This window comes from Serratia sp. PL17 (genome assembly GCF_017832355.1).
GTDB lineage: Bacteria > Pseudomonadota > Gammaproteobacteria > Enterobacterales > Enterobacteriaceae > Serratia.
In genome coordinates, this window is sequence record NZ_JAFIBY010000008.1 from 71,571 (window position 1) to 94,948 (window position 23,378).

Annotated in this window: 19 protein-coding genes, 6 tRNA genes and 2 other RNA genes; 11 read left to right on the forward strand and 16 right to left on the reverse strand. The window is 53.9% G+C overall.

Annotated features, from left to right (window positions below; all coding sequences use genetic code 11):
• The first annotated feature begins 1 nt into the window (after position 1).
• On the forward strand, positions 2 to 856 hold the full coding sequence (locus tag JOE25_RS21430) for an isochorismatase (RefSeq protein ID WP_209638720.1): 855 nt from the start codon (positions 2 to 4) through the stop codon (positions 854 to 856).
• Complete coding sequence (dhbA, locus tag JOE25_RS21435) at positions 856 to 1,614, forward strand: 2,3-dihydro-2,3-dihydroxybenzoate dehydrogenase (RefSeq protein ID WP_209638722.1); 759 nt, start codon at positions 856 to 858, stop codon at positions 1,612 to 1,614. The genes JOE25_RS21430 and dhbA overlap by 1 nt, the downstream gene beginning before the upstream one ends.
• A 543-nt stretch (positions 1,615 to 2,157) precedes the next feature.
• Here the strand turns inward: dhbA and JOE25_RS21440 are convergent.
• The 6 genes from JOE25_RS21440 to JOE25_RS21465 form a co-directional block, all read right to left on the reverse strand.
• A non-coding RNA gene (locus JOE25_RS21440) (RtT sRNA) lies at positions 2,158 to 2,283 on the reverse strand.
• 74 nt (positions 2,284 to 2,357) lie between these two features.
• A non-coding RNA gene (locus JOE25_RS21445) (RtT sRNA) lies at positions 2,358 to 2,483 on the reverse strand.
• Positions 2,484 to 2,557: 74 nt separating this feature from the next.
• Positions 2,558 to 2,633: transfer RNA gene (locus tag JOE25_RS21450), tRNA-Lys, on the reverse strand.
• 7 nt (positions 2,634 to 2,640) lie between these two features.
• Positions 2,641 to 2,716 (reverse strand) — tRNA-Val (locus JOE25_RS21455).
• 39 nt (positions 2,717 to 2,755) lie between these two features.
• Positions 2,756 to 2,831: transfer RNA gene (locus JOE25_RS21460), tRNA-Val, on the reverse strand.
• A gap of 40 nt (positions 2,832 to 2,871) precedes the next feature.
• A tRNA-Val gene (locus JOE25_RS21465) sits at positions 2,872 to 2,947 on the reverse strand.
• Positions 2,948 to 3,239: 292 nt separating this feature from the next.
• Between JOE25_RS21465 and gltX the strand changes: the two genes are divergently transcribed.
• Positions 3,240 to 4,655, forward strand: coding sequence for a glutamate--tRNA ligase (gene gltX, locus JOE25_RS21470; RefSeq protein WP_209638724.1), 1,416 nt, complete (start codon positions 3,240 to 3,242; stop codon positions 4,653 to 4,655).
• Positions 4,656 to 4,723: 68 nt separating this feature from the next.
• On the opposite strand, the gene JOE25_RS21475 is transcribed toward gltX, so the two are convergent.
• Positions 4,724 to 5,509: a formate/nitrite transporter family protein gene (locus JOE25_RS21475; RefSeq protein ID WP_209638726.1), complete on the reverse strand. Its 786-nt coding sequence runs from the start codon at positions 5,507 to 5,509 to the stop codon at positions 4,724 to 4,726.
• Between the two features lie 307 nt (positions 5,510 to 5,816).
• Here JOE25_RS21475 and JOE25_RS21480 point away from each other — a divergent pair.
• A tRNA-Ala gene (locus tag JOE25_RS21480) sits at positions 5,817 to 5,892 on the forward strand.
• 60 nt (positions 5,893 to 5,952) lie between these two features.
• Positions 5,953 to 6,028 (forward strand) — tRNA-Ala (locus tag JOE25_RS21485).
• A gap of 117 nt (positions 6,029 to 6,145) precedes the next feature.
• Here JOE25_RS21485 and JOE25_RS21490 read toward each other — a convergent pair.
• Positions 6,146 to 7,333: a NupC/NupG family nucleoside CNT transporter gene (locus JOE25_RS21490; protein WP_037423734.1), complete on the reverse strand. Its 1,188-nt coding sequence runs from the start codon at positions 7,331 to 7,333 to the stop codon at positions 6,146 to 6,148.
• A gap of 378 nt (positions 7,334 to 7,711) precedes the next feature.
• Here JOE25_RS21490 and JOE25_RS21495 point away from each other — a divergent pair, with 378 nt between their 5' ends.
• On the forward strand, positions 7,712 to 8,944 hold the full coding sequence (locus tag JOE25_RS21495; protein ID WP_209638728.1) for an Nramp family divalent metal transporter: 1,233 nt from the start codon (positions 7,712 to 7,714) through the stop codon (positions 8,942 to 8,944).
• A 164-nt stretch (positions 8,945 to 9,108) separates the two neighbouring features.
• Here JOE25_RS21495 and JOE25_RS21500 read toward each other — a convergent pair whose 3' ends face one another.
• Both JOE25_RS21500 and mgrA read right to left on the reverse strand, forming a co-directional pair.
• Positions 9,109 to 9,519 (reverse strand): DUF2502 domain-containing protein, encoded by a 411-nt coding sequence (locus tag JOE25_RS21500; RefSeq protein ID WP_209638730.1) that lies wholly within the window; start codon positions 9,517 to 9,519, stop codon positions 9,109 to 9,111.
• Between the two features lie 230 nt (positions 9,520 to 9,749).
• On the reverse strand, positions 9,750 to 10,739 hold the full coding sequence (mgrA, locus tag JOE25_RS21505) for an L-glyceraldehyde 3-phosphate reductase (protein WP_209638731.1): 990 nt from the start codon (positions 10,737 to 10,739) through the stop codon (positions 9,750 to 9,752).
• A gap of 242 nt (positions 10,740 to 10,981) precedes the next feature.
• Here mgrA and JOE25_RS21510 point away from each other — a divergent pair, with 242 nt between their 5' ends.
• Entirely contained in the window at positions 10,982 to 12,643 is a 1,662-nt protein-coding gene (locus JOE25_RS21510) for a thiamine pyrophosphate-binding protein (RefSeq protein WP_209638733.1), read from the forward strand.
• Here the strand turns inward: JOE25_RS21510 and JOE25_RS21515 are convergent.
• Positions 12,619 to 13,509: a LysR family transcriptional regulator gene (locus JOE25_RS21515; protein WP_209638735.1), complete on the reverse strand. Its 891-nt coding sequence runs from the start codon at positions 13,507 to 13,509 to the stop codon at positions 12,619 to 12,621. The genes JOE25_RS21510 and JOE25_RS21515 overlap by 25 nt on opposite strands.
• A 157-nt stretch (positions 13,510 to 13,666) precedes the next feature.
• Here JOE25_RS21515 and JOE25_RS21520 point away from each other — a divergent pair, with 157 nt between their 5' ends.
• Together JOE25_RS21520 and JOE25_RS21525 are read left to right on the forward strand one after the other, a co-directional pair.
• The gene (locus tag JOE25_RS21520) at positions 13,667 to 14,119 is read left to right on the forward strand and encodes a multidrug/biocide efflux PACE transporter (protein ID WP_209638737.1); all 453 of its coding nucleotides are present in this window, start codon (positions 13,667 to 13,669) and stop codon (positions 14,117 to 14,119) included.
• Positions 14,120 to 14,187: 68 nt separating this feature from the next.
• Positions 14,188 to 14,880, forward strand: coding sequence for an aspartate/glutamate racemase family protein (locus JOE25_RS21525; protein WP_209638739.1), 693 nt, complete (start codon positions 14,188 to 14,190; stop codon positions 14,878 to 14,880).
• Here JOE25_RS21525 and JOE25_RS21530 read toward each other — a convergent pair.
• Positions 14,877 to 16,124 carry an ion channel protein gene (locus JOE25_RS21530; protein WP_209638741.1) on the reverse strand — a complete coding sequence of 416 codons (1,248 nt, stop codon included), beginning with the start codon at positions 16,122 to 16,124 and terminating at the stop codon, positions 14,877 to 14,879. The genes JOE25_RS21525 and JOE25_RS21530 overlap by 4 nt on opposite strands.
• A 340-nt stretch (positions 16,125 to 16,464) precedes the next feature.
• Between JOE25_RS21530 and glk the strand changes: the two genes are divergently transcribed.
• Positions 16,465 to 17,430, forward strand: coding sequence for a glucokinase (gene glk, locus JOE25_RS21535; protein WP_209639040.1), 966 nt, complete (start codon positions 16,465 to 16,467; stop codon positions 17,428 to 17,430).
• A 64-nt stretch (positions 17,431 to 17,494) separates the two neighbouring features.
• Here glk and JOE25_RS21540 read toward each other — a convergent pair whose 3' ends face one another.
• On the reverse strand, positions 17,495 to 18,721 hold the full coding sequence (locus tag JOE25_RS21540; protein ID WP_209638743.1) for an OFA family MFS transporter: 1,227 nt from the start codon (positions 18,719 to 18,721) through the stop codon (positions 17,495 to 17,497).
• Between the two features lie 397 nt (positions 18,722 to 19,118).
• Here JOE25_RS21540 and JOE25_RS21545 point away from each other — a divergent pair, with 397 nt between their 5' ends.
• Positions 19,119 to 19,451, forward strand: coding sequence for a DUF2502 domain-containing protein (locus JOE25_RS21545; protein WP_209638745.1), 333 nt, complete (start codon positions 19,119 to 19,121; stop codon positions 19,449 to 19,451).
• A gap of 10 nt (positions 19,452 to 19,461) precedes the next feature.
• Here the strand turns inward: JOE25_RS21545 and JOE25_RS21550 are convergent, their stop codons facing one another.
• The 3 genes from JOE25_RS21550 to JOE25_RS21560 all read right to left on the reverse strand — a co-directional run bounded on the left by JOE25_RS21550 (position 19,462) and on the right by JOE25_RS21560 (position 23,238).
• Entirely contained in the window at positions 19,462 to 20,196 is a 735-nt protein-coding gene (locus JOE25_RS21550; RefSeq protein ID WP_209638747.1) for a LytTR family DNA-binding domain-containing protein, read from the reverse strand.
• Positions 20,193 to 21,884, reverse strand: a complete 1,692-nt coding sequence (locus JOE25_RS21555) for a sensor histidine kinase (RefSeq protein ID WP_245210056.1) — start codon at positions 21,882 to 21,884, stop codon at positions 20,193 to 20,195. Before JOE25_RS21555 ends, JOE25_RS21550 begins: the two co-directional genes overlap by 4 nt.
• Positions 21,885 to 21,993: 109 nt before the next feature.
• On the reverse strand, positions 21,994 to 23,238 hold the full coding sequence (locus tag JOE25_RS21560) for a DUF1479 domain-containing protein (RefSeq protein WP_209638751.1): 1,245 nt from the start codon (positions 23,236 to 23,238) through the stop codon (positions 21,994 to 21,996).
• Positions 23,239 to 23,378 lie beyond the last annotated feature (140 nt).

Here is a 23,378-nt window from a genome sequence, read left to right on the forward strand (position 1 = left end):
CATGGCCATTCCAAAACTTAATGATTACGCGTTGCCGACTCAGGCTGAGCTGCCAACCAACAAAGTGACCTGGGCGGTGGAACCGCAGCGCGCTGCACTGCTGATCCACGACATGCAGCAGTATTTTCTGAATTTCTGGGGCGAAGACAGCCCGTTGATCAAACAGGTGGTGGAGAACATTGCCAACCTGCGCCGTTACTGCAAGTCACAGGGGATCCCGGTGTTCTATACCGCCCAACCGAACCAGCAAAGCGATGAAGATCGCGCTTTGCTCAATGACATGTGGGGACCGGGTTTGAATAAACATCCGGAACAGCAGGCGGTGGTTGCCGCGTTGGCGCCGGAAGACGACGATACTGTATTGGTGAAGTGGCGCTACAGTGCTTTCCACCGCTCACCATTGCAGGACATTCTGCAGGAATCAGGCCGCGATCAGTTGATTATCTGCGGTGTGTACGCGCATATCGGTTGTATGACCACGGCGATTGATGCCTTCATGCGCAATATTCAGCCGTTTATGGTGGCTGACGGCCTGGCCGACTTCTCTCGTGAAGAGCATCTGATGGCGTTGCGCTATACCGCAGGCCGTTGTGGCCGTGTGGTAACGACCGCCGAACTGTTGCCAGGAATCGCCAGTAAGGCGGCACTGCGTCAGCAAATCATGCCTTTCCTCGACGAAGACAGCGAGGACATGGGTGACGACGAAAACCTGATCGACTACGGTTTGGATTCGGTGCGCATTATGGAGCTGGCCGCGCGCTGGCGTAAAATCCGTGGCGATATCGATTTTATCGCCCTGGCCAAGAACCCGAGCATTGATGGCTGGTGGGCGCTGTTGTCAGAGGGGAAAGCCTGATGGCGCAACCGGGCGATTTTGCAGGTAAACGCGTCTGGGTCACTGGTGCAGGGGCCGGGATTGGTTTGGAAACGGCGTTAGCCTTTATGCGGGCCGGTGCCGAGGTGATTGGTTTTGATAAGCACTTTGGCGAGCCGGAATATGCCTTCCGTACCGAAGTACTGGATATCGCCGACAGTGATGCTGTCGATCTTGTGTGCGGACGTTTGTTGGCTGAGCAGGGTGAATTAGACGTGCTGGTGAATGGGGCGGGTATTCTGCGTATGGGGCTGACGGATGAAACCAGCGCTGCGGATTGGCTGGCTTGTCTGGCTGTCAATGCGGGTGGGGCATTCAATATGTTCCGCCATGCCTTGCCGGTGTTCCGCCGTCAACGGCGTGGTGCGATTGTCAGTGTGGCGTCCAACGCAGCCCATGTGCCGCGTGTCGGCATGGCGGCCTACTGTGCCTCCAAGGCGGCATTGCGTAGCCTGTGCCAGACCGTAGGGTTGGAAATGGCCCCTTATGGCGTTCGCAGCAACCTGGTTTCGCCGGGTTCAACCAATACGCCAATGCAGCGTGGTATGTGGCAGGACGAAACGGGTGAGCAGAAAACGATTAACGGTTTCCCGGAACAGTTCAAACTGGGTATTCCGTTGGGGAAAATAGCTCAGCCGCAGGAAATCGCCGATGCGATTTTGTTCCTGGCTTCCGATCGTGCCGGTCATATCACCATGCAGGATATTGTGATTGATGGCGGGGCGACGCTGGCGGCCTGATATACCCGTCATACTTCAAGCTGCAGGGGGCGTTAACTGCAAGCGTTCACCCGAATCAGCTAAAGCCGATTTGTCTCGCTCTTGTCGCCTTTCTGCAACTCGAATTATTTATGACCATAGGGCGCTGCTTGCAGCGCTTTTTTCATGGGCTTAGCAAGGAGGGAAAAGGTAATGGGGGGGCCGAACGACAGATGCGAAAAAAGCGCCTCAGACTGCTGATAAAGCCCGTTATTAGGGAGAGCGTGCCAAAGGGGTCGTAGCGGCTTGCCCGCCGACCCATTTGCCGGGAGCAAATGGGAACGACTTCCAGTCGGCCCGAAGGGTGGGACACACGGACGTGTCCCATAATGGCCCCTCGGTGTGCTAGGCCCGGGTAGCTCGGACGTAAAGACAACGTTGTCACCAAACTCAAGCGCTGCTCAAAATTGTCAGGCCAATTTTGTCTCCTCCAGCACGACGCTGTGCACGTTGAGACAGAGGTGTTTGGGAAATTGAGTGGGGCACAGATGCGAAAAAAGCGCCAAAAGGCGCTTTTTTCTGTATTGGTGGGTCGTGCGGGATAGATTCGGCCTTTGGCCTCACCCTGCGGGCAACGCTGCGCGTTGTCGTCTCGCTTCGCTCGGCTCGAACCTGAACGCAGGTTCTCCTCCAGCACGACGCTGTGCACGTTGAGGCAGAGGTGTTTGGGAAATGGAGTGGGGCACAGATGCGAAAAAAGCGCCAAAAGGCGCTTTTTTCTGTATTGGTGGGTCGTGCGGGATAGATTCGGCCTTTGGCCTCACCCTGCGGGCAACGCTGCGCGTTGTCGTCTCGCTTCGCTCGGCTCGAACCTGAACGCAGGTTCTCCTCCAGCACGACGCTGTGCACGTTGAGGCAGAGGTGTTTGGGAAATGGAGTGGGGCACAGATGCGAAAAAAGCGCCAAAAGGCGCTTTTTTCTGTATTGGTGGGTCGTGCGGGATTCGAACCTGCGACCAATTGATTAAAAGTCAACTGCTCTACCAACTGAGCTAACGACCCGCAGAAGTGGTGGGTGATGACGGGCTCGAACCGCCGACCCCCTCCGTGTAAAGGAGATGCTCTACCAACTGAGCTAATCACCCACTTCAGGACTTCCGGGTACTGCTAAACAAGAGAATGAGTGGTGGGTGATGACGGGCTCGAACCGCCGACCCCCTCCGTGTAAAGGAGATGCTCTACCAACTGAGCTAATCACCCTCATTCTTCTCATTTCTTACTGCTTTACTGCTCAACAAGATGGTGGGCGATGACGGGCTCGAACCGCCGACCCCCTCCGTGTAAAGGAGATGCTCTACCAACTGAGCTAATCGCCCCGTCTTGTTGGAGTCGCATTATAGGGATAGTTGAAAGTGAGTCAACGGTTTTTAAAATGATTTCAATCGTTCGCCGCAAATTTAAACAGGATGCGATATTTATAACCGGCAATGATGATTCTTTGCACATTGTTATGCGAAACGCGTTTCAGAGAGAGCGAAATCAGGCGCAGCAATATCGTGTCGGCGTTGAGGAATTAGCGCGTGGTGATACAATGTTGCCCACTTTTTTAAATTCCGAGCAATCGTCGGCAACCGCTGACACGCGTTGCGTAATAAGGCAGTGAACCCAATGAAAATCAAAACCCGTTTTGCACCGAGCCCAACCGGCTATCTTCACGTCGGTGGCGCCCGTACTGCGCTTTATTCCTGGTTATTCACTCGCCATGCGGGCGGTGAGTTCGTTCTGCGTATCGAAGATACCGACCTGGAACGTTCAACCCAGGATGCGATCGACGCAATTATGGATGGCATGAACTGGTTAAACCTGGATTGGAACGAAGGCCCGTACTTCCAGACCAAGCGTTTTGATCGCTATAACGCGGTAATTGACGACATGCTGGTGCAGGGTACCGCCTATAAATGCTATTGCTCGAAGGAACGTCTGGAAGCGCTGCGTGAAAAGCAAATGGAAAACGGCGAAAAACCGCGTTACGACGGTCACTGCCGGGACAGCCAGTGCAGCCATACAGATGACGAGCCACACGTGGTACGTTTCCGTAACCCGCAGGAAGGTTCGGTCATCTTTGATGACAAGATCCGTGGCCCGATCGAATTCAGCAACCAAGAGCTGGATGATCTGATCATCCGTCGTACCGACGGTTCACCGACCTACAACTTCTGCGTAGTCGTAGACGACTGGGATATGGAAATCAGCCACGTGATCCGCGGTGAAGACCACATCAACAACACCCCGCGCCAGATCAACATCCTGAAAGCGCTGGGCGCACCGGTACCCGAATACGCGCACGTTTCGATGATCCTGGGCGACGACGGCAAAAAACTGTCTAAACGTCATGGGGCAGTAGGTGTGATGCAGTATCGTGACGACGGCTACCTGCCGCAGGCGCTGCTGAACTACCTGGTACGTTTGGGCTGGTCCCATGGCGACCAGGAAATTTTCTCTATTGATGAGATGAAAGAGTATTTCACTCTGGAAGCGATCAACAAATCTGCCAGTGCCTTCAATACAGAGAAGCTGCAGTGGCTGAACCACCATTACATTAACCATATGCCGGCTGAAGAAGTGGCGGTGTACCTGGCGTGGCACGTTGAACAACAGGGTATCGAAACCCGTAATGGCCCTGAGCTGAAAGACATCGTTAAGCTGTTGGGCGAGCGTTGTAAAACCCTGAAGGAAATGGCGGAGTCTTGCCGTTACTTCTACGAAGACTTCAGTGAGTTCGATGCTGACGCTGCCAAAAAACACCTGCGTCCGGTTGCACGCCAGCCGCTGGAGGCCGTACGTGCCAAATTGGCGGCTATCACTACCTGGACGCCAGAAAACGTGCATGACGCCATTCAGGGCACGGCTGATGAGCTGGGTGTCGGTATGGGCAAGGTCGGCATGCCGCTGCGCGTAGCGGTCACGGGTGCCGGCCAGTCACCGGGTATGGATGTTACCGTACATGCTATTGGTCAGGCACGTTCTCTGCAGCGTATTGATCTGGCGCTGGCTTACATCGCCGGACGTGAAGCCCAGGCCTGATCGTTTCTGAGCCTGTAAATAAAAAAGCCCCGTGGAGTTATCCCGGGGCTTTTTTTTATCTGCGCCGATCAGGCCTGTTCGCTGGCAGGAACGGCAGGGCGGTAAGCGAGGAAGTACATCAAACCGACGAAGCCTGCACCTCCCAATGCGTTACCGAGGAATACGGCGGTGAAGTTGGGCAGATATTGGCTCCAGCTCATGCCACCGGCAAAGATAGCGGCCGGGATTATAAACATGTTTGCCACCACGTGTTGAAAACCAATAGCCACAAAAGCCATCACCGGGAACCACATGCCAATCACTTTGCCCGGCACGTCTTTGCTGGCAAAGGCTAACCATACTGCCAAACACACCAGCCAATTGCAGCCGACGCCGGAAATGAATGCGTGCAGGAAATCGGCATCGACCTTGGCTTGTGCGATGGACAGGGTTTTGTGCAGGAATGCGCCCTCTGTAAGGCCAAGCAGGTGGCCAAAGAAATAGGCGACAGCCACGCTGCCGACGAAGTTGGCCAGCGTGACCCAGAACCAGTTGCGCAAAATGGCGAAAAACGAAATCTGGCGAGCAAACCAGGCTATCGGTAATGTCATCATATTACCGGTCAGTAACTCACCACCGGCAAGAAGGGTCAGGATCAGCCCGATCGGGAAGACAGCGGCGCCAAGCAATGCGCCGAAGGAGCCCCATTCGGCCGGTAAGGTGCCGATAACGTGGATGTCCAGCAGGAAGCCGGTCGCGATAAAGGCCCCGGCGAGAAAGCCCAGAATGAGCAGGTTGGCGAGTGACGCCTGGCTTTTGTTTACGCCTGCCTGAATGGCTAGCGCAGCGATTTCTTTTGGTGAATGCAACGACATAACTGACTCGGTTTATAGTTGTGGAATTTACGACGGGGGCAGTCTATGCCTGTGGGGCGGGTGACTCAAGCCTAAATCGCTAACATTCCATTAATTAAAAATCAACACAATGGATAAGGTTTTTTGGTTTTTGTGATATGGCGCTTGCTGCGGCTGATTTTTACCCATAAACGCGATTTTTTAGCGTGAAACGCGCTGATTTGGCGGCTTTTTCAGCGCTTGGCTGAGTAATTCAATTTAGCCGTTGACAGTGTTTCAGGGGTTTCATATTATGCGCCCCGTTCACAGGATTTTGTGATTGTGGATTGGGGCTATAGCTCAGCTGGGAGAGCGCTTGCATGGCATGCAAGAGGTCGACGGTTCGATCCCGTCTAGCTCCACCAACCTTTATCTCAGAAAGGTTGGGGAATACCGTAACGCCGGTTAAAGCGTACCACTTTTGTGGGGCTATAGCTCAGCTGGGAGAGCGCTTGCATGGCATGCAAGAGGTCGACGGTTCGATCCCGTCTAGCTCCACCACCATTTGAAAAGCCGACCTTAGGGTCGGCTTTTTGCTTTCTGTCTTTCCTGCCTGATGTTAAATCCCAGACAATAAAAAAGGCCGCCGAAGCGACCTTTGTGTCATAGGGTTTTGGCTTAGCCCAGAACCAGGCCTGCGATGGATGCAGACAGGATGCTGACCAGTGTAGAACCATAAACCAGCTTCAGACCGAAGCGAGACACCACGTTGCCCTGATGCTCATTCAGCCCTTTAATCGCACCGGCAACGATACCGATGGAAGAGAAGTTGGCGAAGGACACCAGGAACACGGACAGAATACCCATGCTGCGTGGTGACAGTTCAGCAGAGACTTTCTGCAGTTCCATCATCGCGACGAATTCGTTGGAAACCAGTTTGGTCGCCATGATGCTGCCAACCTGCAACGCTTCGTGCTTAGGAATACCCATAATCCAAGCGAATGGATAGAAGAAGTAGCCCAGAATTTCCTGGAAGCTCAGGCCAAAGATGGCGCTGAACAGGCCGTTGAGCGCGGCGATCAGGGCGATAAAGCCGATCAGCATTGCGGCAACGATAATAGCTACCTTGAAACCAGCCAGGATGTATTCACCCAGCATTTCGAAGAAGCTCTGGCCTTCGTGCAAATTGCCCAGATGCAGTTCTTCTTCTTTACTGGTGTCGTACGGGTTGACCAATGACAGCACAATAAAGGTGCTGAACATGTTCAGAACCAGTGCCGCGACCACGAACTTGGCATCCAGCATGGTCATGTAAGCACCAACGATGGACATGGAAACCGTAGACATCGCGGTTGCCGCCATGGTGTACATGCGCTTTTCTGACATCTTGCCCAGAATATCTTTATAGGCAATGAAGTTCTCAGACTGGCCCAGGATCAATGAGCTAACGGCGTTGAACGATTCCAGCTTGCCCATACCGTTTACTTTTGACAGCACGGTACCAATAATCCGGATGATAAACGGCAGTACTTTAATGTATTGCAGAATACCGATCAGTGCGGAGATGAAGACGATTGGACACAGAACCTTCAGGAAGAAGAAGGCCAGACCTTTATCACCCATGCCACCGAATACAAACTCAGTCCCTTGCCCAGCAAACCCGAGCAGCTTGTCAAACAGCGCTGCGAATCCTTTTACAAAGCCTAAACCCGCTTCCGAATGCAGGAAAAAATAGGCCAGCAGTACTTCAATAACCAACAGTTGAATAACGTAGCGAATGCGGATGCTTTTACGATCGCGGCACACCAAGAGTGCCAGGATCGCGACCACCACTAACGCCAACGCAAAGTGCGCAATATGGGACATGTTTGCTCCAAACTTGAGGCAGGCTGAATTTCGGATGTCATTTTATGTAACGCCACGTTTAAAAACGAGAGCTCTATTGCAAATATGGAAAATCATAGTGGGAAACGTCTTAAAATAGTACGGTAAAGCATAAAAAATCAATAGGTTAATGAATGCATATGAAATTCCTATTCATGCATAAATTTGATTATAAGTCCTTTTATGCTCTGAATTCGGCCCGGAAGAGTGCGGAAAATGTTCACCTCTGGCCGAAACCCTTCGTTAAACCCGTCGTTTTCCTCTATTACAGAGATAAGTATTACCGCTCTAAATGCACTTGATAATTATTATCATTTACATAAGATAACCACAGGCTTATTAGAAGTAAGGGTTCAGAAAATGCTGAACAGTCGTGTGGCTGAAAGTCCCCAGGGCTCATCCAGGAAGATCAAACTTTCTCTGATGGGGCCCGCCTTTATCGCGGCTATCGGCTATATCGATCCTGGCAACTTCGCCACCAATATCCAGTCCGGTGCCTCTTTTGGTTATACCTTGCTCTGGGTGGTGGTGTGGGCCAATGTCATGGCGATGCTGATCCAGCTGTTGTCCGCCAAACTGGGTATTGCTACCGGTAAAAACCTTGCGGAGCATATTCGCGATCGTTTCCCTCGTCCGGCCGTCTGGGCCTATTGGGTGCAGGCAGAAATCATTGCAATGGCAACCGATCTGGCCGAGTTTATCGGTGCGGCGATCGGCTTCAAACTGTTGTTGGGTGTTACGCTGCTGGAGGGCGCGATCCTGACAGGTATTGCCACCTTCCTGATCCTGATGTTGCAAAAACGCGGTGAGAAACCCTTGGAATGGGTGATCGGCAGCCTTCTATTGTTTGTCGCGTTGGCGTACATGGTGGAACTGGTGTTTTCGCAGCCGCAGTTGGGGCCATTATTAAAAGGCATGGCGATACCGGATTTGCCGAACGGCGATGCGGTATTTCTGGCGGCAGGTGTGCTGGGGGCGACCATCATGCCGCATGTTATTTATCTGCATTCATCGTTAACCCAGACCGCTGGGGAAAACTCAAAGGCCGATCGTTACGCGGCCACCAAGGTTGACGTTGCTATTGCCATGACCATTGCTGGGTTTGTAAATCTGGCGATGATGGCTACCGCCGCTGCGGCTTTCCACTTTAATGGCCACAGCGGGATTACCGATCTCGATCAGGCCTATTTGACGCTACAACCCTTGTTGGGCCAGGCGGCGGCAACCATTTTCGGGCTGAGCCTGGTAGCTGCTGGGTTGTCTTCCACCGTAGTGGGAACACTGGCGGGGCAAGTGGTGATGCAAGGTTTTGTTCGCTTTTACATACCGCTGTGGGTACGCCGGGTCGTTACCATGTTGCCGTCGTTTATCGTCATTATGTTGGGGATGGATGCGACGCGCATTCTGGTGTTGAGCCAGGTTTTACTGAGTTTCGGTATTGCATTGGCTCTGGTGCCGCTGCTGTCGTTCACCGGTAATCGTGAGCTGATGGGGGATATGGTGAACAGCCGCACTATACAGGCGACAGGTAAGTTGATTGTGCTGGTGGTGATTGGGCTAAATGGTTATCTGTTGGTGAGCAGTGTTCTTTGAGCGGGCACCCAATAAGGTGTTTTTAGCGAGTGTCACGTTATTTCCGGTCGATAAACGAGCAAGGCACCCTGAAGTTCTTAGGGGCCTTGCTCGACCGAAACGTTGCCCACATTTTGGATAAACATTAACTTACCGGCATTAGGGGATCATGCCGGTTTTTGCCGTTAATCGTCGCGATCGTCATTGCCATGGCGGCGATGATCACGGTCATCATGACGCCGATCTTTCCAATGGTGCTTATCATGATGCTTATAGTAGTGCTTATCGTATTTACGATAGCGACCATCATGATAGTAATAATTTTTGCGCCAGTAGTCGTTGTCGCGCCAGCGATAACCGTCCCAGTAATATCCCCGCCGGCTACGGTCGCCCAGATAGCGGCCTTGGTGGCCTTGCCACCAGTCACGGTCGCGCCAGTCGTAACCGTCCCAATAGCGGCCGCGGTTGTCTTGTTCGCCTATGCGTAGTGAAACGCCTGGCATCAAATCGATATTGATGCCTTCAGCCTTTGCCTGCTGTACGGCGGGCACTGTCGATACCACCAAGAGGGCGGCCAATAACAGAGGTTTAAACATGAATACTCCTATCCGCCGCAGCGGTTTGGCCGGTTTTATCGATAATGAAGCGCGTTCATCAGTTTATAAAACAGCCTTATAGTTTTACCTGCAATATTGGCATATTAACCGTTGCGGATAGGGTTGAATCTTAGAGGGATTCTGAAAAGCGGGGTGGGGCGAACGATTTAAGATTTGTCTGTCGTCGTGGGGTTATCGCCGGGAGGTATTCCGGCGATAACTGTAAGCGATTACATTAGTATCTGTTCAATTTGGGCGATTTCATCTTCGCTGAAGGTGCGGTTGTTCAGCATGCCAACGGCGTCTTCAATTTGGCTGGTTTTACTGGCACCAATCAGCACTGAGGTGACGCGATCGCCACGTAATACCCAAGCCAATGCCATCTGCGACAGCTTCTGCCCCCGTTGTTGTGCCAGCGCATTGAGTCTGCGGACTTTCTCTAGCTTTTCCTCTGTGAGCTGACCGGGTTGAAGGAACTGGCTGCTGCTGGCGGCGCGCGAGTCTTGCGGGATGCCATGCAGGTAGCGATCGGTTAACAGGCCACCTGCCAGCGGTGAAAAGGCAATGGAACCCACGCCGTGCTCTTCCAGCGTATCCAATAATTCGGGTTCAACCCAACGCTCGAACAGAGAGTATTTGGGCTGGTGGATGACACAGGGCGTGCCCAGCTTTTGCAGAATGCCGAACGCCTGGCGCGCACGGTCGGCGGGGTAGTTGGACAACCCGATATAGAGCGCCTTGCCCTGACGTACCAGCAGATCCAGCGCGGCCATGGTTTCTTCCAGTGGTGTATCTGGATCAGGGCGATGGTGGTAGAAAATGTCGACGTATTCCAGGCCCATGCGCCGCAGGCTTTGATCCAGACTGGCAACCAGGTACTTTTTCGATCCCCAGTCGCCATAAGGGCCCGGCCACATGGTGTAACCGGCCTTTGAGGAGACGATCAGTTCATCACGCCAGGGCTTCAAATCCGCGTTAAGAATGCGGCCGAAGTTTTCCTCGGCGGAGCCGGGAGGCGGGCCATAATTGTTTGCCAAATCAAAGTGCGTGATGCCGTGATCGAACGCGCAGTGGATCAGTTTACGCGCATTGTCATACAGCGTCGTGTCACCAAAGTTGTGCCATAAGCCCAGTGAGATTGCCGGGAGTTTTAGACCACTGCGTCCGCAGCGGCTGTATTCCATACTTTGATAGCGTGAAGAATCAGCCTGATAAAGCATACAAACCCTTTTCAGCAGAGATGAAATGAATTTTAGTGTATGCGTTTTCACTGTCTTTGTCAGAGCGCTTGATCACGCTTGGCGGGTGACGATTCACCCCGTTGATGGGGGATTTATCATAAATGCCAAAGCGGGGGATGTAACGCAAGGTTGCCAATTGCCTTTTAAGCGCAAAGTTCGAAATTTGTGCAATTTCTTCGATACTTAGTAGTAGAAATTACAACCATTGGTAGGTGATGATCATGAGTAAAAACTATACGGTGGCTGATTATCTACTCGATCGTTTAGCTCAGATTGGTATCCGGCATTTCTTCGGTGTGCCTGGGGACTACAATCTGCAGTTTCTCGATCACGTCATCGCTCACCCGCAGATCACCTGGGTGGGATGTGCCAATGAACTTAACGCTGCCTATGCAGCAGATGGTTATGCGCGTTGCAAACCGGCGGCGGCCTTGTTGACCACTTTTGGCGTCGGTGAACTCAGTGCGGTCAACGGCATTGCGGGCAGCTATGCAGAATATTTGCCGGTGATCCATGTCGTTGGTGCCCCGGCGCTACGCGCGCAGCGTGCTGGGGATTTACTGCACCATTCGCTGGGGGATGGGGATTTTGGTCATTTTGCCCGGATGGCGAAAGAAGTGACAGTGGCGCAGGCCAGCCTCACTGCCGACAACGCAGAAGCAGAGATCGATCGCCTGCTGACCACCGCGCTGTTTGAGCATCGCCCTGTCTACCTGTTGCTGCCGAGTGAGGTGGCAGAAGCGCCGTTGGCGTCCCGACCCACACCGCTTATGTTGCGGCAGGCTAATCTTTCACAGGCATCACTGCAGGCATTTGTCGCGGCCGCACGTGAGATGTTGCTTCCTGCACGACGGGTTTCTTTGCTGGCCGATTTTTTGGCGGAACGTTTTGGTGCTGAAAGGGGGTTGGAACAGTGGATGGCGGAGGTCGACATGCCGCATTCAACGATGCTGATGGGAAAGAGCGTGTTGGACGAAACGCATGCCTGCTTTACGGGCACCTATGCTGGGGCAGCCAGCGATCCGCAGGTGAAACAGCTGATTGAGAATGCAGACGTGGTAATTACCGTCGGCGTGCGTTTCACCGATACCATTACGGCTGGTTTCACCCATCATTTGCCTGTGGAGAAGCGTATTGATGTGCAGCCATTTGAAGCACGCGTTGGGCATCAGGTATTCAGCCAGATCCCGATGCATGATGCGATCATCGCCCTACACCAATTAACGTTGTCGCTGGCGAAACAGTGGCAATTACCGACTATCCAGCGCCCAACGTTGCCGGGCCCCACGGGGACAGGGTTGGATCAACATGGCTTTTGGCAGCAGATTCAGGACTTTTTACGGCCAAACGATATCCTGATCGTCGAACAGGGCACCGCCTGTTTTGGCGCAGCGGGGCTTAGCCTGCCTCAGGGATGCAGGTTTATCGTCCAGTCGCTGTGGGGGTCTATCGGTTATACCCTGCCGGCGGCGTTCGGCGCACAAACGGCGGAGCCAGATCGGCGGGTGGTGCTGTTGATCGGCGACGGTTCGGCGCAGCTTACGGCGCAAGAACTGGGATCGATGTTGCGTGATGGGCTAAAACCGGTGATCTTCCTGCTGAATAATGACGGTTATACCGTTGAACGGGCAATCCACGGCCCGCAGCAGCGTTATAACGATATCGCTCAGTGGAACTGGACGCTGCTGCCGCAGGCATTGGCGGGTGAGCATCCGGTGAAAACGCTGCGAGTCACCGAACCGGAACAGCTACGCCAGGCTTTAAAAGCGTTAGCGGACAGCCAGCAACTGGCTTTTGTTGAAGTGGTGCTGCCGAAGATGGATATCCCCGAATTACTGGACACCATCTCGCGCGCGATTCAGTCACGTAACGTGGCGGCCTGATCTTGATCGCTTTCCAGTAGCCGCTCCAACATCCAATACCCCGCCGGCCCCGGCGGGGTCAGCTTTGACCACACCGCATCCACCGATATCAGCTTGGGCCAGCCGCGCGGGCGTAACTCGGTCAGTTTGTTGTGGCCATATTGCTTAACCAGCCAGTGTGGCAGTACCGCCCAACCGAACCCTTGCTCTGCCATTTCCAGCAACAGCAGGTAGCTGGGTGCAGACCATACCAAACCGCCAGAGCGGGGGGGAACAGCCCCGGTATAGGTGTTCAAAATAAGTTGACGCGTACTGGACAGTTGTTCAGGCGTTGGGGTGACAGTCTGCGCCAATGGGTGCGTATGCGCGATGAACAACCCCATTTCCGTCTGCTCCGGCAGCCGTGCAAAACCAATGTCAGGTGGGTAACTGGCCTGTACTTCAACCATGCCAATGTGCGCGCGACCGCTTTGTAGCAGATCTAGCACGTCGCCTTCTTCGGCGATCATCCACTCCAGTTCGATATCCTGATAGCGTTGCTCGAAAAGTTGCATCAGTCGGTCATGGTGCTTCGGCTGATAGGTGTCGGAGAACACCAGGCTGAGGCGCGGCTCGATGTTGTCCGCCAACCGAATGCTCAGTGCGTCCAATCGCTCGCTGGCGGCGAGGATTTCCTGCACGTGACCCAAGACTTTGTGCCCGGCAGCGGTCAAGACCGGTTGCCGGGCCTGGCGATCGAACAGGATTAACCCGAGATCGGCTTCCAGGTTGGCGATGGCCGTGCTGACCGTTGACTGGCTTTTGCGCAGTTTGCGGGCGGCGGCAGAGAAGGAACCGAGGGCGGCCGCTTCGACAAACGCCTGTAAGGCTTCGGGGGAATAACGCATGATGTATCTACTTTATCGATGGAACCTATCTTTAATCTAATCAAAAATACGATAATAATCACCTGGTTTTCGTCAGGGGCGAATAAGTTCGTTCCTGGTCATAGGGGCGCGGATTACAGCGCCCTTACCAATGAATAGGGTAAAAAATAGGTGATGTATGCAACTGCAAAACAAGTCTTTCATTGAACGTATCGTCCATGCCGTCGGGTTTGAAGCCATCGCAGTGATGATCTGTGCCCCATTGGGTGCGTGGTTGCTTAACCGTTCGATGGTGCAGGTCGGTGCGTTGGCGGTGATGTTGTCCACCGTCGCTATGGTGTGGAATATGGTTTATAACACCCTTTTTGACCGTTTGTGGCCTGTGGGCCGTGTGGTACGTAACCTTAAAGTGCGGGTGTTTCATGCCCTGGGCTTTGAGGCGGGATTCGTGTTGATCGGTGTACCTATCGCCGCCTGGATGTTAAGTATTTCTTTACTGCAGGCGTTTATGCTGGAGATCGGTTTCTTCCTGTTCTTCCTGCCGTACACCATGCTTTATAACTGGGTCTACGATACGCTGCGCCAGCGTTGGTTTGATGCGCGTCAACCCGCCAACTCTTCCGCTAAATAAGGCGTCGTCATCGCTGTCATTCTCAGGTAATGTCGAGCAGTGACCGCAATATGACTGAGGAGAAAACGATGAAAGTATTGGGCCTGCTGGGGGGAATGAGTTGGGAATCGACCATTCCCTATTACCGCATGATCAATGAGCAGGTGAAAGACCGGCTTGGGGGTCTGCATTCGGCCAAAATCGTTCTCTACAGTGTTGATTTTCACGAGGTGGAACGCCTGCAGCATCAGGGCGATTGGGACGGCGCAGGGCGCTTGTTAGCCTCGGCGGCGGCCTCACTACGTGCCGCGGGGGCGCAGGCCATCGTCATTTGCACCAACACGATGCACAAGGTGGCGGATGCGGTTGAACAGGCAAGCGGATTACCGCTCATTCACATCGCCGACGCAACGGCGCTGCAGGTACGGCAACAGGATATTCGCCGTGTCGGGCTGCTCGGTACGCGCTTTACTATGGAGCAGGCGTTTTATCGCGGGCGGCTGCAGGAAAAATTTGGCATAGAAGTCGTGACCCCGGTGGCGGCCGATCGTGACATTGTGCACCGCATTATTTATGAAGAATTGTGCCTGGGGAAAATCCGCGATACGTCACGCGACGAATATCGCCGTATTATCGGTGACCTGGAACAGCAGGGGGCGCAAGGCATTATTTTCGGCTGCACCGAGATTGGTTTGCTGGTTGGCGCGCAGGATGCGTCAGTGCCGGTATTTGACACGACCGCCATCCATGCGCGCGCTGCGGCGGAATACGCGCTGGCCTAATCGTCGTGGGGCGGTTGGCGTCTGCCCACCAACATCAGGGGTTTGCCCGCCAGTACCAGCCATGCGGGCAACATCACGACGCATAACACAGGCAGCAGGTGCAATTCTGGCACGACGGCAACGGCCATAAACAGGCTAAGCCAACCATCACGCGTTACCACCAGCACTAACCCCATAATGGCGCAGGATACGGTAATAGCAGCCGGTACCGCCGGGACGTGCTGATGCAGCATCAGGCCCAACGCCACCCCGATAAAGACCGCAGGGAAAATACGTCCGCCGCGAAAACCGCTGGCGGCAGCAATCACCAGTGCTGCCAGTTTGGTCAGTGTAATCAGCAACAGCTCCGTGACGGAGAAACTCTCGTCAATCGCCAGCCGTTTCATTTCATCAAGCCCTTTAAACAGGGTGATATCACCGCCGATCAACGCCAGCAATCCCAGTACAAAGCCACCTAGCCCCAACATCAGCACCGGATTTTTAATGGAGTGGAATAGGCGATGGGCATGAGGAAAGCTCCATACGGCCACCATGCCCAGTGCGACGGCGATGAGGGCGACGATCGAGCCACTGAAAATATCCGTCAGCCGGGTAGCGGCATAGGCATCGATCTGCAGTGCAAAGTTTGGGGTGAAAAAGAGCTGCGTGGTGACGGCACCGGCCGCCGCCGCCATCAACGGCGCAAACAGCCTGTCCCACAGCGGTACATCATTATTGCCCGCCAGGGTTTGGGAGAAGATCAAGGCTGCCGCGACCGGGGTACCAAACAGTGCGCCGATGGTGCCGGCCGCAGCCAGAATAATCCAGTCCATCCGTGGGACTTTGGGTAGCAGACGCGAGCCCATGGCCACGACAAGCGCAATATTGATGGCGGTGATCGGGTTTTCCGGCCCCAGACTGACGCCGCCCACCAGGCCAACGATCAGTGCCAGCGCAAGACCCGGCAGTGCCGAAAGCGGCAGTGGCATGCCGATCAGCGATTCAGTGGCCGGATCAGGCCCCGCATGGCCAGGCATGTAGCGGATAATCAGCCCAACGGCGACGCCGGTCAGCGTCAGAATGCCGATCAGCCACCAGGGCGAATGGGTATCGATATTCATCGCCGCAGGAATATTCACCCAGAGCAGCCGCTGCAATGCATCGGCGAATTTCATCACCAGAATGAGGACCAGGCTTGAGGCCGAACCGATAACGAGAGCGGGCAGAGCGAAAGCCAACATGGCATTGGCGCGCGGGTGCAGCATGCAGGGATCCCTTATCAATGGCCCTGGATGGCAGGCCGAACGGGTGATGGTTGTGGCCACAGCTTGCCAGACAATCGGCACGCAGGCACGCAAAGATATTTCTGGCCGGGCGTAAAGGCCGCAGCCGGTTAATAGTGCCTTTCTGTCATGACGGTTAACAGTGACCGTGGCCCGTTTTTTGCCGCAATTTGTTTCAAATGGGGTTGGAAAGGGTTGGCTGAACCGTTTTTTGTGATCAAGATCGCTAATGGATGGCCGCGCAGAGGATGGTGATTGTTGTTTTTGCAGTGGGATTTTACAGTGTGGGCAGCTTTCTATTATTCATTTTGCGGAGAAGATACTGATGACTTATGCCCTCGTAGGTGATGTAGGCGGCACCAATGCCCGCCTTGCGTTGTGCACTGTGGCGACGGGTGAAATTACCCAGGCGAAAACCTATTCCGGCCTGGAGTTCGACAGCCTGGAAGCCGTGATTCGCCAATATTTAAAAGAGCAGAATATCCAGGTTCAGGATGCCTGTATTGCGATTGCCTGTCCTGTCACTGAAGACTGGGTGGCCATGACCAATCATACCTGGGCATTCTCAATCAAAGAGATAAAGGCCAATCTGGGGCTGAGTCATCTGGAAGTGATCAATGACTTTACCGCCGTGTCGATGGCGATCCCGATGTTGTCGCAAGACGACGTATTGCAGTTTGGCGGTAGCAGTGCGCAGAAAGATAAACCGATCGCGGTATATGGTGCCGGTACGGGGTTAGGGGTCGCGCATCTGGTGCACGTTGACCGTCGCTGGGTGAGCTTGCCGGGTGAGGGGGGGCACGTTGATTTCGCACCGAACAGTGAAGAAGAAGATATCATTCTGCAAGTGTTACGCGCTGAAGTTGGGCATGTCTCCGCAGAACGCGTGCTATCTGGGCCAGGATTGGTCAATCTCTACCGCGCTATCGTCAAGTCAGATAAGCGTCTGCCAGAAAAACTGGAGCCGAAGGACATTACCGAACGCGCCTTGGCTGATAGCTGCATCGACTGCCGCCGTGCTCTGTCGTTGTTCTGCGTGATCATGGGCCGCTTTGGCGGCAACCTGGCGCTGAATTTGGGCACCTTTGGCGGTGTTTATATTGCCGGTGGTATCGTGCCGCGCTTTATGGCGTTCTTCAAAGCCTCCGGTTTCCGTGCGGCGTTCGAGGATAAAGGGCGTTTCAAGGATTACGTACAGGATATCCCGGTATTTATGATCACCCATGGGCAACCCGGTTTACTGGGTGCTGGCGCTCACTTGCGCCAGACGCTGGGTATGCATTTGTAACCGAAAGCCGTGATAAAAAAAGGGGCGCAACCCGTGGGTTGCGCCCCTTTTGTCATTCAAGGGATTAGGCTTTGACCAGATCCGCCTGTGGGAAGTCTTCTTCTTCCTGCGCCACCGCTTTTGGTGCCTTGATGAACAGGGTGATAGCCAGAGAAACAACAGACAGTCCGCCAATCACCATAAAGGTCGCGTGGAAGCCGCCGAAGTATTTGGCGACAAACGAACCGGCCAGTGCGCCCAAACCGAAACCTTGGTAGATGATGCCGTAGTTTTTGCTGTGGTTTTTCAGGCCGAAGAAGTCACCGACAATCGCTGGGAATACGGTAATGTTGCCACCAAAGCAGAAGGCGACGGCGCCGACGCAGATAAAGAACAGCGTGTGGTTCAGGGTAAGGAAGCTCAGCGCCACAATCGCCAGCACGGTAACCAGCATGGTGAAGCTAATGACGCGCATGCGGCCCACTTTATCTGACAGCGTACCCAGAATGATGCGCCCTGCGGTGTTGAAGATAGCAACGGCGGACACGGTATTGGCGGCGGTCGCTAAATCCATCCCTGCAAGTTGAACGCCCATGTCTTTCACGATACCAATCAGGTACAGGCCACTCATGCAGGCCGCGAAGAAAATGGTGAACAGCAGGTAGGCTTCTTTGGTCGCCAACATCTGACGTACGCTGAAGTCATTGCCCAAACTGCCTGCGCTTTGATGTGCAGATTTGCTCACCAGCACCGGTTCTTTCAGCAGCAGGGAACCCAGTACAATCAGCGCCATCACAATGGCACCCCAGTAGAAGAAAGCGGACGAGACGCCGATGTCGGCAATCAGCGCGGCGTTAACGTATTTGAACAACAGGCTACCGCTGCCGAAAGCACCCACAGAGATACCGGAGATCAGCCCTTTGTTGGCTGGGAACCATTTGATCAGGTTAGACAGGGTGGAGATATAAGCAATACCGACCGCAAAGCCGACCACTACGCCGGCCAGCAGATAAATCATGTCCAGTGAGCTGACGTAAGCGCTGGCAATCAGACCCAGGCCAACCAAAATACCCGAACACAGTGTCAGGTTGCGGATACCGAAACGCTCTTGCAGCTTACCGGCAAACAGCGTGGCAAAAGCCAGGAAGAAACTGGTGATGGAGAAGGTGGTCGCGACGTCGCCGAGGCCCCAGTGAAACTTGTCGACCAACGGCTGGTTGAACAGGCTCCAGGTGTAGATAGTACCGAGGCCCATCTGACAGATGATGGTACCCAGAACGATTAAGCTGCGATTTGCCGGTTTGGTGTTCATGGCCGGGCTCCTTCCTGTATGTGCATTGCCGGGCGTTAGCCGTTGGCTGAAATTTGCGGGCGGTGTCGTGAACCCCGCGGTATGGGCATATTATATGGCTGGTAGTACCACACGACGGCGGATCGGGAATGAGTTGCACAGGGGAAGGAATGAAATGCATCTGGCGGTGCATGAGTTGCCGTTTTAGGGGCTAAAACGGGATGAAATGCACCTGATGCCACGTGATCTACATCAAGAATGTTAGCGATTTATCGCGCATCTCCCCATTACGATTGTGTTCGAATTGTGAAGGATGTGTGTGAATGGCGTAAATGGGCATTGTTCCTATAGAGCGGGGCTTGGCGCAGATCTATGTTATCTGTGAACGGACGGGTTCCGCTCTGCAGGAGTCGTTGAAATGAAGAAAATAGTGTTGTTATTGGCCGCATTGCTGTCACTGCCGTTGGTGAGCCATGCGGACGTCTCCATCGGCGTGAATGTGCCAGGTTTGTCATTGCACATTGGCGATCGTGATAACCGTGGCCATTATTGGGACGGTTACCGCTGGCGCGATCCTCGTTGGTGGTCTGAACATCGGGTTTATGAGCGCCCGCGTGGTTATTATTATGGCCCGCCGCCACGGGTGATTTATTACGGCCCGCCACGGCGTGAATGGCGCGATCGACCGCATTACCGTATGCCACCGCCACCCCCTCCGGGCTATTACTATGCTCCTGGGCCGCGCTGGTAATCGCTGGCGATCATAACCGCATGAGTTTGCGAAACTCTTTGACCTTGCTGCGGCTGACCGGCACTTCGAAATCCAGGTCGCTCAGCCGCAGAATATAGGTATTGTTGAACCAGGGCACAATTTCGCGAATCTTCGACAGATTGACGCAATAAGAGCGGTGGCAACGGAAGAAATGTTCTTCAGGCAGGCGGCCGTAAAACTCGGTGAGGTTCATCGGCATCACAAACTCTTCGCGCCGGGTGTAGACCCGCGTCACTTTTTCATCGGCAGCGGCATAATAGATGTCGTTAATGTCGGTAACGATAATCCGTTCGTCTTTGATTAAATTAATGCTGTTCTTGTTGCGGCTTGGTGCGCTGGCTTGTTCCGGCAGGGCCGCGGGGCGGTTATGCAACGCTTCGAGCTTTTGCAACATGGTGACGATACGCGCTTCATGATAAGGCTTGAGGATGTAATCAAACGCTTCTATCTCGAAGGCTTCAACCGCGTGCTCTTTATAGGCGGTGATAAATACGATCGAAGGGCGGTGGGCAAACTTACTGATGTTTTGCGCCAGCAGAACCCCATCCAACGACGGGATGTTGATGTCGAGGAAAATTGCATCGACCTGATGGTTTTGCAGGTATTTCAACACATCCAATCCATCCTCGAAGGTGGCTTCGATGACAATATTGCTGTGTTTTTTGATCAGGTAGCTGAGTTCTTCCTGGGCGAGGAACTCGTCTTCAACAATGATGGCTTTCATGATGGCTCCCCGGCCGGCAGTCCGCCGTTTTCCACCTGCAGTTTGCCGCCATTTTTGCTGATGTAAAAGGCAATTTCAGTGCCGGGTTCCAGGCGGCGGATACGCAGCCCTTCACCGTACAGCAAAGAGACCCGATGATGTACGTTCAGTAAGCCAATATTGTGCCCCGGCATTTCGTTGCGGGCGACGCGGTCGATGACCTTCTGATCGATACCGTGCCCCGTGTCTTTGACCGAAATTTTAACCCTGTCGCCCTGATCTTTCACGGCAATCACCACGACACCTTTGCCTTTACAGGGTTGGATGCCGTGTACAATGGCATTCTCCACCAATGGCTGGATCAGCAGGCTGGGAATACGCACCGAAATATCGTCATCGATGTCATAAATCACCGTCAATTTGGCGCCAAACCGCGCTTGTTCGATCGCAATATAGTCTTGGATCTGATGCAGTTCCTTACGGATGTCGATCAGTTCGTCGTTCAGTTCCAGGTTATAACGCAGGTAGCGTGACAGATTGATAATCAACTGCCGCGCGGTGTCTGGATTGAGGCGGATTGAAGAGGAAATGGCGTTCAGCGCATTAAACAGAAAGTGCGGGTTAATCTTGCTCTGCAGGGCGCGCATTTCCGCTTTATCCGCCATCTGGCGTAGATGCTCAATACGCGACACCTCCATCTGGGTCGAGATAATCTGCGACAGGCCAACGGCCATGACTTTCAGCGTATTGGTGATCTGGTGGGCATGGCAGTAGTAAATTTTCAGCGCGCCAGTCACCTCACCTTTTTCCCACAGCGGGATCACCAACTGCGAGTGGATTTGCGGCGTCGCGGGGTTCTCCAGGTTGTTTTTGATGATGATCTTGCCGTGCCGGATACTTTCCCGCGTCACTCGGCTCAACCCTTCACGGCCCATCGGATAAGCTTCTTCGCCCACGCCAACGTAAGCCAACACCTGGTGAGTATCGGTGATGGCTACCGCATCGGCCTGAATATCATGGCGGATGATGTCGCAGATGGTCGCCAGCGATTCGCTGTTAATATTGCGGAAATAGGGCAGGGTTTTGCGGGCAATGTCCAACGCCAGCTTGGCCTGGCGGGCGGCGATCACTTCTTTTTCGTCTTCAACGCTTTGCACCAGCAGCACGATAAGGCCGATACACACCGTGCCAAGGATCATCGGTAGCGCAATTTTGGAAACGATATCCAGCCCTAACTCGGTCGGCTTAGCCCACAGCACAATCAACAGCATGGTCAGGCATTCGCACAACATGCCGCCGAGGATCCCGGCGCGCCAACGCTGCTCCTTTTTTACCTTCAGATTGATATAACCGGCGCTGATACCGGCAATAATGCTGGTGATCAGGCAAGGAATGGAGGTAATGCCGTCGATATCGATCAGGTAGCGGTGCACCCCGGCGATGATGCCGGTGATGACCCCCACCCAAGGCCCGAACAAAATGCCGCCAGCCATAATGGCAATCACCCGCACGTTGACCAGCGAGCCTTCAACATTGACACCGGAGTAAGTACTGAACAGCGCAAACAGCGAGAAAATGGCGGTAACCATGCCCAGCTCAAGCGGCGTATGGTCCTCTTTTTGCAGCAATTGGCGGAACAGCCGGGTGCGGGTGAGGAAGAACAGGCAAATTAGCATCAACGCGGCGCGGTCAAACACCGCTAGCAGCATTTCAAAAAAAGGGTGCACGACAGGCTCTCGTTGCGGTGGGAATAGGGAGGGAAGTATATCACAGCCTAGTGACCCCGTGGCGGCCGAGCGGCGCACCACGGGGATAACGTTACTTGATACCTAACTGTTCCTTGCCGAGCGGCGTCAGCAAATCGACGGTGGCACGGCCAATGAAATCCACTTCGAAATCATCTGGCGCAAAATCCGGCGGTGTTCTGCCCGAGATAAAACTGGGCAGTTGGCGTTGCAGGTAGGCATCGTTTTTCTCGCAACCTGGCGCGGCGGCGATGTACATCACGTTGCTGTCGAACTCGCCGTTATGTTCGTTTTCTACCGCATGGATGACGTCGCAATGCCAAAAAACGGTGTCGCCGGGCTCTAAATCAGGAATAGGGGAAATCCCACTTAATAAAAGGGGATGCCATTTTTCCGAGATTGACAGTGCGCGGCCAGGCGCGGCATCGCACAGATCGTCATCGGCGACGTCATCTTGCAGCGCACGCAGCAGCACATAGGCCATGGCGTTGGCGATGGGGACCAGATTCAGTGTGCCTGCGTTGGTTCGCTGTGGCGTCAATGCCGTCCATCCCTGAAAGGTACGGAACATCGAACACACAGCCGGAGAGGCGATCTCACGTACTTCAGTACGGCCATCGGCGGCGAACGGGTCATACGATTGCCAATTGCCGGAGAACACGTGACGATAGACATAGCGGAAGTTCTCATCCAGCCAACGCTCAATGGTGCCGCTGTCTACGTGCGGCGACAGGCCCAGCGATGAAGAGTTTGGCGGACGGCGACGAGTACGATCGGCATAGGTCGTGACGCGCGTTGGATCAAAATGTTGTCTACCGTTGCTTTCGGTTTCCCATAGGCTGTTGAGGAATACTTGTACCGCATGCATGCGTGCGTCCTGGCGCGCTTCTACCTGCGGTTTTGACCAGTAAATACCGTAAATCTGCGGCTTGCTGGCAGCCAGTTTGCCGAAATAGTTGTCTTCGGCCGCGCCTTTCAAGCGTTCGACGAAATTGTTGCGATCGAGGTAGTGACCGATTTCACGGTTCCAGGCCGCGGCTTTTTCACGGGGAAATACGCCACGGATGGCGCATGCGCCACGCTGTTTAATCAGTTTTTTTTGCTGTTCGCTGACGCGTTGTTGCAGGATATCTTCGGCATCGATTTGCGGAACCGGGTTCTCACCCGCTGCCAATTCCTGGCGGATTTTCTCGACTTGCTGGCGGATATTGTCCTCCAGCGCCAGGAAAGTCTCTCGGTAATTTGGTAATGCTTGCCGCAGTTGCTGTTTGACGTTTTTAATCGCGCTTGGAATATCGTCAATGCGTAAAGAAGCCATGGTGTTCTCCTCTCGCTGCCAGCAGGCAACGACGAACGGTTGTAGGGGACCGGGTAAGGCGTTATGGTTTTGTTGTTTTAACGTTAATGATTATCTGGATTTAATAGAGGAAAATAAAGGGATATCTTTCATTCGTAACT

Coding starts and splice junctions, on each gene's coding strand:
- JOE25_RS21530 (WP_209638741.1), bottom strand. CDS start 16,124: ATGCTGCACCCGCGCGCCAATGCCATGTTGGCTTTCGCTCTGCCCGCT.
- JOE25_RS21500 (WP_209638730.1), bottom strand. CDS start 9,519: ATGTTTAAACCTCTGTTATTGGCCGCCCTCTTGGTGGTATCGACAGTG.
- JOE25_RS21520 (WP_209638737.1), top strand. CDS start 13,667: ATGCAACTGCAAAACAAGTCTTTCATTGAACGTATCGTCCATGCCGTC.
- dhbA (WP_209638722.1), top strand. CDS start 856: ATGGCGCAACCGGGCGATTTTGCAGGTAAACGCGTCTGGGTCACTGGT.
- JOE25_RS21495 (WP_209638728.1), top strand. CDS start 7,712: ATGCTGAACAGTCGTGTGGCTGAAAGTCCCCAGGGCTCATCCAGGAAG.
- JOE25_RS21490 (WP_037423734.1), bottom strand. CDS start 7,333: ATGTCCCATATTGCGCACTTTGCGTTGGCGTTAGTGGTGGTCGCGATC.
- JOE25_RS21555 (WP_245210056.1), bottom strand. CDS start 21,884: ATGCTGCTAGCGGTGTTTGACCGCGCCGCGTTGATGCTAATTTGCCTG.
- JOE25_RS21430 (WP_209638720.1), top strand. CDS start 2: ATGGCCATTCCAAAACTTAATGATTACGCGTTGCCGACTCAGGCTGAG.
- JOE25_RS21550 (WP_209638747.1), bottom strand. CDS start 20,196: ATGAAAGCCATCATTGTTGAAGACGAGTTCCTCGCCCAGGAAGAACTC.
- JOE25_RS21540 (WP_209638743.1), bottom strand. CDS start 18,721: ATGAACACCAAACCGGCAAATCGCAGCTTAATCGTTCTGGGTACCATC.
- JOE25_RS21510 (WP_209638733.1), top strand. CDS start 10,982: ATGAGTAAAAACTATACGGTGGCTGATTATCTACTCGATCGTTTAGCT.
- gltX (WP_209638724.1), top strand. CDS start 3,240: ATGAAAATCAAAACCCGTTTTGCACCGAGCCCAACCGGCTATCTTCAC.
- JOE25_RS21515 (WP_209638735.1), bottom strand. CDS start 13,509: ATGCGTTATTCCCCCGAAGCCTTACAGGCGTTTGTCGAAGCGGCCGCC.
- mgrA (WP_209638731.1), bottom strand. CDS start 10,739: ATGCTTTATCAGGCTGATTCTTCACGCTATCAAAGTATGGAATACAGC.
- JOE25_RS21475 (WP_209638726.1), bottom strand. CDS start 5,509: ATGTCGTTGCATTCACCAAAAGAAATCGCTGCGCTAGCCATTCAGGCA.
- JOE25_RS21560 (WP_209638751.1), bottom strand. CDS start 23,238: ATGGCTTCTTTACGCATTGACGATATTCCAAGCGCGATTAAAAACGTC.
- JOE25_RS21545 (WP_209638745.1), top strand. CDS start 19,119: ATGAAGAAAATAGTGTTGTTATTGGCCGCATTGCTGTCACTGCCGTTG.
- JOE25_RS21525 (WP_209638739.1), top strand. CDS start 14,188: ATGAAAGTATTGGGCCTGCTGGGGGGAATGAGTTGGGAATCGACCATT.